Source organism: Arthrobacter sp. Y3225116 (genome assembly GCF_059091245.1).
The window spans coordinates 1-11333 of the sequence record NZ_JBNHGL010000086.1 but is presented as its reverse complement, the minus strand read 5'-3'; the positions used below and the strand labels follow the sequence as shown (position 1 = coordinate 11333).

Genomic DNA, 11333 nt, shown 5'->3' with positions numbered 1-11333 from the left:
GAGAACTACTCCTATGATGTCGGCGAGGTACACGTGCTGGCGCTGAACAACGTGAAATACCCGTGCACGCCCGAGGACGACAACGCCGACGGCAAGCCGACCGTCCTGCTGTATGCCCACCACGACGTGCAGCCGCCGGGGGACCCGGCGCTCTGGCGGACGGAACCGTTCAAGGCCACCGAGATCGACGGCCGCCTCTATGGGCGCGGAACCGCCGACGACAAGGCCGGGATCATGGTCCACTTGGCCTCGCTGCGCACGCTGCTGGAGGTCCTCGGCGACGATTTCGGGCTCGGCATCACGTTGTTCTTCGAGGGGGAGGAGGAGGCCGGTTCGCCAAGCTTCCGCCCGTTCCTCGAGACACACCGCGAACTGCTGCGGGCAGACGCCATCATCGTCGCCGACTCCAGCAACTGGAGGGTCGGCATCCCGGCACTGACCACCAGCCTGCGCGGCCTGGTGGACGGCACCGTGGAGCTGCGGGTGCTGGAACACGCCGTCCATTCGGGCATGTTCGGCGGGCCGCTGCTGGATGCGCCCACGCTGCTGTCCCGGCTGATCGCCACCTTCCACGACGACGACGGGGCGGTCGCCATCGAGGGCCTCGTTTCGGCTCCCGCCGCCTCGGTGGACTATCCGGAAGAAGACTTCCGCCGCGATTCGTCGGTGCTCGAGTCCGTGCGGCTCGCGGGCACCGGCAGCATTGCCGACCGGCTCTGGAACAAGCCGGCCCTGTCGGTGATCGGCTTTGACGCCCCCAGCGTCGAGCTCGCGTCCAACACCTTGATTCCCGCCGCCCGCGCCAAGATCAGCCTCCGGCTGGCACCGGGACAGGATCCGGACCGGGCGATGGAAGCGGTGGCCGCGCACGTTGCCGCCCACGCGCCCTTCGGCGCCGCCGCCACCTTCGTGCCGGGGGAGCGCGGCCACGCGTTCGCCACCGACACCTCCGCGCCCGCGGCCCAGGCGGCGCTGTGGGCCCTGGAGCAGGCGTGGGGCACGCTGCCGGTGGAGGCCGGCATGGGCGGTTCCATCCCGTTCATCGCCGACCTCACGGAAGTCTATCCGGAGGCACAGATCCTGATCACCGGCGTCGAAGACCCCGACTCGAGGGCGCACTCGGCCAACGAGTCGCTGCATCTCGGCGACTTCCGCAATGCGGTCCTGGCCCAGGCCCTGCTCCTGGCACGGTTGAACAGCGAAGGACTCTAGGCCTGTTCGGGCCAGGCTGGAGGCGGGGGAGAGTTATCCCATTTCGGCCCACCAGACGTACGATGGATGGGAAGCCCGACGCACCACTGAGTAATAGCAGCAGGTCACCGGACGGCCCGAAATAGATAAGGAAGTGCAATGAGCGCAACGACCAACTCGTCCGCCCCCACCACGGCACCCGAAGCGGCAGAACTGCCCACGCATGAAGTGGCTTTGACCGACGTCGCCGCCGGAAAGGTCCGCAGCCTCCTGGAACAGGAAGGCCGCACGGATCTGCGCCTGCGCGTTGCCGTACAGCCGGGCGGATGCTCCGGCCTGATCTACCAGCTGTACTTCGACGAGCGGATGCTCGACGGGGACGCTGTCCGTGATTTCGACGGGGTCGAGGTCGTCGTCGACAAGATGAGCGTTCCTTACCTCTCGGGCGCCTCGATCGACTTCGAGGACACGATTTCCAAGCAGGGCTTCACCATCGACAATCCGAATGCCGGTGGCTCCTGCGCCTGTGGAGACTCCTTCCACTAAGGGCCTGCAGGGCGCTCTCCGGCCGCCGGAACGGCCGACGCACGGGGGAGCCTGTCACATGGAAGTCATGTGGGCGGGTAAGCTCTACAGTGAGTAGTAAAACTGGATATGCGGCCAAGCTCAGCTCTGCCATGGCCGCATCACTTGCACGAAACAAAGAGGAAGGGCCGTCTGTGAGTTCGCAGGTTCGAACCGGCAGTCGACGCGCCAAAATCGCCAAGGCTACAGGTCTGGGTGCACTCGGTGCGTTGTTGTTGACGGGATGTTCAGAAGAAGTCCGTTTGGGTTGGTTGCCCACCGAGCGGGACGTTACCAACCACACGCCCGAAATCATTGATTTGTGGGTCAACGGATGGATCGCCGCCCTGGTCGTCGGTGTCATAACCTGGGGCCTGATGCTCTGGTGCATCATCGCGTACCGCCGCCGCAAGGACGAGACGGGCTACCCGCGCCAGCTGAGCTACAACCTGCCGCTGGAGATCTTCTACACCGCGGTTCCCGTGGTCATGGTCATGGTCTTCTTCTACTTCACGGACAAGACCACGTCCAACATCACCGAGCGGGTGGACAACCCGGACGTCGTCGTCGACGTTCGCGGCAAGCAGTGGGCCTGGGACTTCAACTACGTGAAGCAGGACAAGTACTTTGCCGGCGTGCAGGCCCACCTGACCGGCGAGACCGGCGTCCCGGAGACCCTGCCAACGCTGTACCTGCCGGTCAACCAGAGCGTGGAGCTGCAGATCAACTCCCGCGACGTCATCCACTCGTTCTGGGTCCCCGCCTTCCTGCAGAAGGTGGACATGATCCCGGGCAAGACCAACTTCCTGAACTTCACCCCCACCCGTGAGGGCATCTACGACGGCAAGTGCGCCGAGCTGTGTGGCGAGTACCACTCCGAAATGCTCTTCCGTGTCGCGGTGGTCTCCGAGGCTGAATTCGACGCTCAGATGGCGCGGCTCAAGGACGGCCAGCTTGGCGAAGAGTACGACCGCAACCCCTACGCTGAAGCGTCTGAGTAAAGGAGCGAGGGCCACAAGTGTCAACGTACGAATACACAGCTGACGACCGGGCTACCACGGTAGCTCCGCGCGTCGTGCCGGTGTCCAAGGGGCGCATCGTCGTCAACTGGATCACCTCAACAGACCACAAGACCATCGGGTACATGTACCTGATCGCGTCGTTCATCTTCTTCTGCCTCGGCGGCGTGATGGCCCTCGTCATCCGTGCCGAACTGTTCGAGCCCGGCATGCAGATCCTGCAGACCAAGGAACAGTACAACCAGCTGTTCACCATGCACGGCACGGTGATGCTGCTGATGTTCGCCACGCCGCTGTTCGCCGGCTTCGCCAACGTCATCATGCCGCTGCAGATCGGCGCCCCCGACGTAGCGTTCCCGCGCCTGAACGCGCTGGCTTTCTGGTTCTTCCTGTTCGGCAGCATCATCGCGGTGGCCGGCTTCATCACCCCGCAGGGCGCCGCTTCCTTCGGCTGGTTCGCCTATGCACCGTTGTCCAACACCACCTTCTCCCCGGGAGTCGGCGGGGACTTGTGGGTCTTTGGTTTGGCGCTGTCCGGCTTCGGCACCATCCTCGGTTCGGTCAACTTCATCACCACGATCATCACCATGCGCGCCCCCGGCCTGACCATGTGGCGCATGCCGATCTTCACCTGGAACACGCTGGTTACCGCCATCCTCGTCATGATGGCTTTCCCGCCCCTGGCCTCCGCACTGTTCGCCCTCGGCGCCGACCGGCGCTTGGGTGCGCACATCTTCAACCCGGAGAACGGCGGTGCCATCCTCTGGCAGCACCTGTTCTGGTTCTTCGGCCACCCCGAGGTCTACATCATCGCCCTGCCGTTCTTCGGCATCGTTTCCGAGATCTTCCCGGTGTTCAGCCGCAAGCCGATCTTCGGATACAAGGGCCTGGTCTACGCCACCATCGCCATCGCCGCGCTGTCCGTGACGGTGTGGGCCCACCACATGTACGTCACCGGCTCGGTGCTGCTGCCGTTCTTCGCCTTCATGACGATGCTCATCGCGGTGCCAACCGGGGTGAAGTTCTTCAACTGGATCGGTACCATGTGGCGCGGATCGATCACCTTCGAGACGCCTATGCTGTGGAGCCTGGGCTTCCTGGCCACCTTCCTGTTCGGCGGCCTGACCGGCATCATCCTGGCGTCGCCGCCGCTGGACTTCCACGTCTCCGACACCTACTTCGTGGTGGCGCACTTCCACTACGTGGTCTTCGGTACGGTCGTGTTCGCAATGTTCGCGGGCTTCTACTTCTGGTGGCCCAAGTGGACCGGCAAGATGCTCAACGAGCGCCTCGGCAAGATCCACTTCTGGATGCTGTTCCTGGGCTTCCACGGCACCTTCCTCATCCAGCACTGGCTCGGCGTCGAGGGCATGCCCCGTCGCTACGCCGACTACATGCCGGAAGACGGGTTCACCGCGATGAACCAGTTCTCCACGGTGGCATCCTTTGTGCTGGGCGCCTCGATGATCCCGTTCTTCTGGAACGTCTACATCACCTGGCGCAACGGCAAGAAGGTCGAGGTCGACGACCCCTGGGGCTTCGGTGCTTCGCTTGAGTGGGCGACCTCCTGCCCGCCGCCGCGGCACAACTTCACCTCGCTGCCCCGGATCCGGTCGGAGCGCCCCGCGCTGGACCTGCACCACCCGGAGCTGGCGCCGCGGCACACCCCGACGACTCCGGCACCGGTGGCCCAGATGGCCGGTCCCGCTGACCAGAAGGACGCATAACTGTGAAGATTGAAGCCTGGCTATTCATTGCGCTTGCGCCGTTCTTCGCCCTCGTTGCCACCGTCTACGGCTACATGGGGAACTGGGAAGAGCCCGTCGGCTGGCTGGCGCTGTACCTGACGGCCGGACTGTCCCTGATGATCGGCGGTTACCTCTGGTTCACGGCGCGGCGCATCGGTGCCCGTCCGGAGGACCGGGTCGACGCCGAAATCCATGAGGGTGCCGGCGAGCAGGGCATGTTCAGCCCGTGGAGCTGGTGGCCCATTGTGCTGGGCCTCGGTGCCGCCACTGGATTCATGGGCCTGGCGGTCGGCTGGTGGATCGTCTACATCTCAATCGGCCTGACCACGGTGGCCATCATCGGCTGGGTCTACGAATACAGCCGCGGGGACCACGCGCACTAATACCCGCAGTTACACGACGAAAGGGTCCGGAACCGTAAGGTTCCGGACCCTTTTCGCGTACCCGCGGGCCGGCCGGGCGCCGGGACGCTGGTCTAGACCGGATAGAATGGGTGAAATGCAACCGGCTGAACAGGAGGCCGCATGTCCGTGAACGCCGCCGCGATCGAGGGTGGGCTCGATGGCTCCTCCCGTACCGCGAAGCACGTCCAGCTAAGGGACATTTTGCGCAGGCATGCCCAGGAACGCTGCGAACCGGGGGCCGCTTTTCCCTCGGAGAGGGAGCTGGCCGAACGCTTCGGCGTGGCGAGGATGACGGTGCGCCAGGCGATCGACTCACTCGTCGCCGAACAGGTGCTCGAACGCATTGTCGGCCTGGGGACCTTCGTGCGGCAGCCGAAGCTGGACCTGCAGGTCAAGCTCACCTCCTACAGCGAAGAGATGCAACGCCGCGGCATGGTTCCCGATGCCCGTGTCCTCAGCTTTGAACAGATCGGCGCAACCCCGCTGGTGGCGCGCGAGCTGCAGATCGAGGAGGGGCAGGCGGTGGTGCGCTTCCGCCGCCTGCTGCTGGCGGACGCCGAACCGATGAGCGTGGACGAAAACTTCATTCCGGCGCAGCGCGTGCCGGGGATCCTCGACGAGGGGCCGCCGTCGTCGCTGTATAACGTCCTGAGCGAACGGTACGGACTGATCATGGAGTGGGGCGAGGACACCATAGAGGCAACCGCAGCCCAGCCCTCCATTGCGCGACTCCTGAGCGTGGACATCGGATCTCCGCTGCTGAAAATCCAGCGGCATGCCTACGTCTCCAAGACCATGGTCGACTTCTCGATCTCGTATTACCGCGCGGACCGCTACAAGCTGTGGGTGCCGTTGCAACGGCCTGGGGGACGCGCGCCGCGTTCCTACAACGTCAAACGCTTTTAAGGGCGGTACGGCGCTGCTGAAGGCCGTCCCGGCCGCATACGGCGGCGTCGGCCGGGTCCGAAGCCCGGCCGTGGACAGACGCCTCGCCCGTAGCCGGACATGCCGGCAAGGAGCAATGACCGCCGTCGCCGATAGCCCCGCTTGTCGGGGGCGCAGCGGCCCGCCCGTGGCCCTAGGCGCCGACGGACGTACCCGACAACCCGGGCCGCTTGCCGGGGCTGCACACGACCCCCGGAACCGCCGCAATGCCCCGGTGGCGGCAGCGCCGGGGGAGCGCGTCAGCTCGGTCTACGCAGGGAGGCCTCACCGGCGACGAGGCAAAGGGGCGAGACACAAGAGAATGGCCCCGGACCAGGTCCGGGGCCATTCTCTGTGCGGTTATTGCCTTAGCGGGCGGTGACTTCCGCCTTCTCGGCGGGTGCCTCTACCTCGGCGTGGTGGCTGTGTGCAGCCTCCAGCTCGGCCGGGGTAACCGGTGCCACACGGTCTTCGAAGAAGAACCGGGACAAGGCGCCGCGCAGCTTCTCGGAGCGCTTGATGTGGCCAGCCCTGTTCGGCTGCGCCGGGATCACCTCGGGCGACTCGTAGCTGACCAGCCGGTACTGCTTGTACTCGTTCAGCGGCTCGTGGACCTCGATGAACTCACCATGCGGCAGGCGGACAATGCGTCCGGTCTCCCGGCCATGGAGGGCGATCTCGCGGTCCTTGCGCTGCAGCGCCAGGCAAATGCGGCGCGTGACGATGAAGCCGAGGATCGGGCCCAGGAAGAACAGCGCGCGCAGCCAGTACGTCACGTCATTGAGCGACACGTGGAAGTGCGTGGCGATCAAGTCGGAGCTGGCAGCTGCCCACATCACCGAGTAGAAGACGATGCCGGCGACGCCGGTCGCGGTGCGGAACGGGACGTTGCGCGGGCGGTCCAGGATGTGGTGCTCGCGGGTGTCCTTGGTCACCCAGCTTTCGATCCACGGCCAGGCGAACATCACGGTGAACAGCAGGGCTGCCGGGCCGAGGGCCGGGAGGAGCACGTTCAGCGAAATGGTCCGGCCGAAGATCACGAACTCGCCCACGCCGGGCATCAGGCGCAGCGCGCCGTCCACCCAGCCGATGTACCAGTCAGGCTGGGTACCGGCCGAGACGGGGGAGGGGTCGTAGGGGCCGTAGTCCCAGATCGCCAGGATCTGGAAGTTCGCCGCAATGACGGCCAGGATGCCGAAGACAACGAAGAAGAAGCCGCCTGCCTTGGCCGCGTAGACCGGGCCGATCGGGAAGCCGACGACGTTGGTCTCGGAACGGCCGGGGCCGGGGTACTGGGTGTGCTTGTGCACGACAACCATGAACAGGTGGACGGCGATCATCAGGAGGATCAAGGCCGGGACCAGCAGGATGTGCAGCACGTACAGGCGGCCCACGATGTCCGTACCCGGGAACTCGCCGCCGAAGAGCAGCAGCGAAATGTAGGTACCAACCAGCGGGATTGCCTTGATCACGCCGTCGATGATGCGCAGGCCGTTACCGGAGAGCAGGTCGTCCGGCAGGGAGTAGCCGGTGAAGCCGGCAGCCAGGGCCAGGATCAACAGGACGCAGCCGACAACCCAGTTCAGCTCACGCGGGCGGCGGAACGCACCCGTGAAGAACACGCGCAGCATGTGGAACGAGACCGAGGCAACGAACAGCAGCGCAGACCAGTGGTGCAGCTGGCGCATGAACAGGCCGCCGCGGATCTCGAACGAGATCTCCAGGGTGGACTGGTAGGCGACGGACATTTCGACGCCCTTGAGCGGCACATACGGTCCGTCGTATGTGGTATGAGCCATCGAAGGATCGAAGAAGAACGTCAGGAACGTTCCGGTGAGCAGCAGGATGACGAAGGAGTACAGTGCCACTTCGCCGAACATGAAGGACCAGTGGTCGGGGAAGATCTTCCGGCCGAATTCCTTGACGATCCCCGAACCGCCGACGCGGGTATCGACGAAGTTGGTGATCCGTCCGGCCCGCGTCTTGGGTACGTAGGTATCAGTTGAAGCGCTCATGCTTAGCCACGCTCCCAGTAGCTCGGTCCGACAGGTTCATGGAAATCGCTGGTGGCGATCAGGTAGCCCTCGTCGTCGACGCTGATCGGCAGCTGGGGAAGGGCGTGTGCGGCCGGGCCGAACACAACCTTGCATTCCTGTGCCGCATCGAAGGTCGACTGGTGGCAAGGGCAGAGCAGGTGGTGCGTGTGCTGTTCGTACAGCGCCACCGGGCAGCCAACGTGAGTGCAGATCTTGGAGTACGCAACGATGCCATTGTAGTTCCAGTCTTCGCGGCCTGGGGAGACCTGGAGGACGTCGGGATTCAGGCGCATCAAGAGGACGACAGCCTTGGCCTTCTCCTCGAGCTTGTGCTCGGCCTCGTTGAGCCCCTCGGGGATGACGTGGAACGCGGAACCAATGGTGACGTCCGAGGCCTTGATCGGGGTGCCGCTGGGGTCGCGGGTCAACCGGACGCCCGCGTCCCACATGGTGTGCCGCAGCACCTCCGGGTTCAGGTCCTTGGACAGGTCGCGGAAGATGCCGATGGCCGGCAGGATAGCCAGCACGCCGGCGCCGATCAGGGTGTTGCGGATCAGCGGACGGCGGGAGATGCCGGATTCGTCCAGGACCTGGCCGATGATCTGCTCGGCGTCCTTGCGGTCTTCCTCGGTGCGGACCTCGTGGCGCTCTTCAACGATCTCGTGGTCCGGCATGAGGGTCTTGGCCCAGTGGACAATGCCCACGCCAATGCCCAGCATGGCAAAAGCGGTGCCCATGCCGAGGGTGAAGTTCTGCAGTCGCAGCGTTGCGGTGGTGTCATCCAAGCGGATGCCAAAGTACCCGACGAAGAAAAGTACGGTGCCGATGATGGAGATTACGAAGAGTATCGCAACCTGGCGTTCGGCTCGCTTTTCCGCCCGGGGATCTTTGTCGGCACGGCGCGGGCGGTGCGGGGGGAGTCCAGGATCCTGAAACTTCTCCACGTCGCTCTGACCAGCCGTAGCAACGGTGCCCGAGGTGTTCGGACTGCCGTGACTATGGTCGCCCATGATCCCTCTCATCCTTCTCTAAATAGTTCAAAACTCATAAATGACTGTTGGCGCTTCTCCGGCGGCCCGTTGGGGCCGCCGGAAGCGAAGGTTAGGAAGACCGCTGGGTCAGCCAGATGGTGAACGCGATGACCACGCCCAATCCAAGCGTCCACATCAGCAGGCCCTCGGACACGGGGCCGAGGCCGCCCAGGGCGAACCCGCCGGGGGAGGGCTGCTCTTCGATGGTCTTCAGGAAGGCGATGACGTCGCGCTTCTCCTCCGGGGAGATGTTCGCGTCGCTGAACACCGGCATGTTCTGCGGACCGGTGGCCATGGCCTCGTAGATGTGCGCTTCGCTGACGCCGGCAAGCGCCGGCGCGAACTTGCCGCGCGTCAGGGCACCACCTGCTGCGGCGGCGTTGTGGCACATGGCGCAGTTGACCCGGAAGATCTCGCCGCCGGCGGCAGGATCACCCTGGGAGACGTCGAGGAATTCATCCGACGGAATCGCGGGACCGGCACCGAGGGAGGCTACGTATGCCGCCAGCTGCATGGTCTGCTCTTCGTTGAACTGGTTCGGCTTTTCCATGGCCTGGGGGCCGGACATTTGCATGGGCATGCGGCCGGTTCCTACCTGGAAGTCCACGGCGGCGGCGCCGACGCCGATCAGCGACGGACCGGCCTGGTTGCCGTGCGCACCCTCCGGGGCCCCGACAGCACCGATTCCGTGACAAGTTGCGCAGTTGGCTACGAAGAGCTTCTCGCCCTCTTCGATGTCCTGCGCGGAAAAGGTGGTGGTTTGGGCCTTGGCCTCGTTGACGTTCCCGGCAACGGCGTACAGTCCGCCGGTGACGAGCAGTCCCATGAGCAGCAGGGCAACGGCCGCCAGGGGATGTCGTCGCCTCTGGGAGAGTGCCTTCACTTGTTGGTTCCTAACTTTGCGGTGCGTGTGCGTAGATGTTCGGCCGGCTGGTCCGCAGCGAGGCGCGGACCTTTCTGCCGTCTACTTAAGGAAGTAGATGATGATGAAGAGGGCGATCCACACGACGTCGACGAAGTGCCAGTAGTACGACGTGACGATGGCCGACGTGGCTTCGAAATGGCCGAACTTCTTGGCGACGTAGGCGCGGCCGATGATCAGCAGGAAAGCGATGAGGCCGCCTGTGACGTGGAGGCCGTGGAAGCCGGTGGTGATGTAGAACGCCGAACCGTAGGAATTCGAGGACATCGAGACGCCTTCGGAGACGAGCATCGCGTATTCGTAGGCCTGGACGGAGACGAAGATGGCGCCGAGGAGGAATGTCAGCAGGAACCATTCGACCATGCCCCACTTGGCGACATTGAAGAGCCCGCCGGAGCGGCGGGCCTGCAAGCGCTCTGCGGCGAAGACGCCGTACTGGCAGGTGAAGGAGCTGGACACCAGGATGATGGTGTTGGCCAGCGCAAACGGAACATTCAACTTCTCGGTTTCCATCGCCCACATCTCGCCGGAGGTGGCGCGGAGGGTGAAGTACATAGCGAAAAGGCCGGCAAAGAACATCAGCTCGCTGGAGAGCCACACAACGGTTCCGACGGAAACCAGGTTGGGGCGATTCAGCGTTGGATGCGCCGGGGTACTGGGGGCATGGGTTGCAGTTGTCACAAGGCCATTATGTCTATAAATCTGCCCACTTCACCAATGCATTTGAACGCGTGGCGCCGCCTTCCGGTTCCTGAACCGCTGGATTCCGCGGAACGGCGCGGAAGTTAACAATCCGGAAGTTTCTACAAAACGTAGATAACCTAGTGAAGTGACGACCGAACCCAACGCTCAGAACACACCCACCTGGCCTGAACTGATCTCTGCCCTGATCTCCCGGCAGGACCTCACGGCGGCCCAAACCCAGTGGGCGATGAACACGATCATGTCCGGCGGGGCCTCCGACGCGCAGATGGCCGGCTTCCTGGTCGCGCTGCGGGCGAAGGGGGAGACGGTCGATGAGCTGACCGGCCTGGTGGAGGCCATGGTCGGCAACGCCCGGCCGATCGACATCCCGGGGGAGAAGCTGGACATCGTCGGCACCGGCGGGGACCGGCAGAACACCGTCAACATCTCGTCCATGGCCGCCCTGGTGTGCGCGGGGGCCGGGGCCCGGATCGTTAAGCACGGAAACCGCGCCGCGTCGTCGTCGTCCGGTTCGGCCGATGTGATCGAAGCCCTCGGTGTGCGCCTGGACCTCCCGGTGGACCGCGTGGCACAAACCGCTGTCGAAGCGGGGATCACGTTCTGCTTCGCGCAGGTTTTCCACCCCTCCATGCGGTATGCGGGCGCGGTGCGCGCGGAACTCGGCGTGGCCACGGCCTTCAATTTCATGGGTCCCATGACCAACCCGGCGAATCCCACGGCGGCGGCCATCGGCGTTGCCGATGCCCGGCTGGCGCCGCTCATCGCCGGCGTGCTGGCCGCCCGGGGCAT

General features: G+C 64.7%; 11 protein-coding genes. 7 read left to right on the top strand and 4 right to left on the bottom strand.

The genetic code is table 11. The features are described 5' to 3' along the window. The 6 genes from AC5RV2_RS09880 to AC5RV2_RS09855 form a co-directional block, all read left to right on the top strand. Window positions 1–1212: M20/M25/M40 family metallo-hydrolase (locus AC5RV2_RS09880; protein ID WP_494092182.1), on the top strand; the 1212-nt coding region annotated here is incomplete at its 5' end. Between the two features lie 138 nt (window positions 1213–1350). Beyond that, window positions 1351–1737: a HesB/IscA family protein gene (locus AC5RV2_RS09875; RefSeq protein ID WP_493978415.1), complete on the top strand. Its 387-nt coding sequence runs from the start codon at window positions 1351–1353 to the stop codon at window positions 1735–1737. 173 nt (window positions 1738–1910) lie between these two features. Then, the gene (ctaC, locus tag AC5RV2_RS09870; protein WP_494092181.1) at window positions 1911–2756 is read left to right on the top strand and encodes an aa3-type cytochrome oxidase subunit II; all 846 of its coding nucleotides are present in this window, start codon (window positions 1911–1913) and stop codon (window positions 2754–2756) included. 17 nt (window positions 2757–2773) lie between these two features. After that, window positions 2774–4501, top strand: coding sequence for an aa3-type cytochrome oxidase subunit I (ctaD, locus tag AC5RV2_RS09865; protein ID WP_494067867.1), 1728 nt, complete (start codon window positions 2774–2776; stop codon window positions 4499–4501). Between the two features lie 2 nt (window positions 4502–4503). Next, window positions 4504–4905 carry a cytochrome c oxidase subunit 4 gene (locus AC5RV2_RS09860; RefSeq protein WP_494092180.1) on the top strand — a complete coding sequence of 134 codons (402 nt, stop codon included), beginning with the start codon at window positions 4504–4506 and terminating at the stop codon, window positions 4903–4905. Window positions 4906–5046: 141 nt separating this feature from the next. Further along, window positions 5047–5832: a GntR family transcriptional regulator gene (locus tag AC5RV2_RS09855; RefSeq protein WP_494092179.1), complete on the top strand. Its 786-nt coding sequence runs from the start codon at window positions 5047–5049 to the stop codon at window positions 5830–5832. A 386-nt stretch (window positions 5833–6218) separates the two neighbouring features. Here AC5RV2_RS09855 and qcrB read toward each other — a convergent pair whose 3' ends face one another. The 4 genes from qcrB to ctaE form a co-directional block, all read right to left on the bottom strand. Further along, the gene (gene qcrB / locus AC5RV2_RS09850) at window positions 6219–7865 is read right to left on the bottom strand and encodes a cytochrome bc1 complex cytochrome b subunit (protein WP_494092178.1); all 1647 of its coding nucleotides are present in this window, start codon (window positions 7863–7865) and stop codon (window positions 6219–6221) included. A gap of 2 nt (window positions 7866–7867) precedes the next feature. Then, window positions 7868–8896 (bottom strand): cytochrome bc1 complex Rieske iron-sulfur subunit, encoded by a 1029-nt coding sequence (gene qcrA, locus AC5RV2_RS09845; protein ID WP_493978421.1) that lies wholly within the window; start codon window positions 8894–8896, stop codon window positions 7868–7870. A 91-nt stretch (window positions 8897–8987) separates the two neighbouring features. Further along, window positions 8988–9800: a cytochrome bc1 complex diheme cytochrome c subunit gene (gene qcrC, locus AC5RV2_RS09840; protein ID WP_494067863.1), complete on the bottom strand. Its 813-nt coding sequence runs from the start codon at window positions 9798–9800 to the stop codon at window positions 8988–8990. An 81-nt stretch (window positions 9801–9881) separates the two neighbouring features. Next, entirely contained in the window at window positions 9882–10520 is a 639-nt protein-coding gene (gene ctaE, locus AC5RV2_RS09835) for an aa3-type cytochrome oxidase subunit III (RefSeq protein ID WP_494092177.1), read from the bottom strand. Between the two features lie 148 nt (window positions 10521–10668). Between ctaE and trpD the strand changes: the two genes are divergently transcribed. Then, the coding region (gene trpD / locus AC5RV2_RS09830) for an anthranilate phosphoribosyltransferase (RefSeq protein ID WP_494092176.1) at window positions 10669–11333 on the top strand (665 nt) is incomplete at its 3' end.

Coding starts and splice junctions, on each gene's coding strand:
- AC5RV2_RS09875 (WP_493978415.1), top strand. CDS start 1,351: ATGAGCGCAACGACCAACTCGTCCGCCCCCACCACGGCACCCGAAGCG.
- AC5RV2_RS09855 (WP_494092179.1), top strand. CDS start 5,047: ATGTCCGTGAACGCCGCCGCGATCGAGGGTGGGCTCGATGGCTCCTCC.
- qcrB (WP_494092178.1), bottom strand. CDS start 7,865: ATGAGCGCTTCAACTGATACCTACGTACCCAAGACGCGGGCCGGACGG.
- qcrA (WP_493978421.1), bottom strand. CDS start 8,896: ATGGGCGACCATAGTCACGGCAGTCCGAACACCTCGGGCACCGTTGCT.